Source organism: Photobacterium sp. R1, assembly GCF_054600795.1.
On sequence record NZ_BAAHZP010000655.1, the window covers coordinates 1 to 262 of the forward strand.

General features: G+C 54.2%; 1 pseudogene. It reads left to right on the forward strand.

The features are described 5' to 3' along the window. Nucleotides 1-262 (forward strand): annotated as a pseudogene (locus ACYP03_RS26690) (hypothetical protein); the annotation flags it as partial.

The window sequence follows — 262 nt, forward strand, 5'->3', positions numbered from 1 at the left end:
CGGCATACCTGTTGCTTTATCGGTCACCCCGGCGCTGTACTTATTATGGTATGCCCTGAAACGCAAAGAACTGAAGGCTGAAGGATGGGTGAAAAACCCGCCGTCCAATAAACCCGACAGGGATTCAGCACACTCCTTGCTGGCGCTGATGCATGAGTACGGCGGGCATGGCCGGGCCATTCGTGAGCTGGAACAGGCCGGACTGAAAGCCAAATCGCTGGATCAGAATCGCAGCAAAATCAAAGAAGCGCTGTTAGCTGTG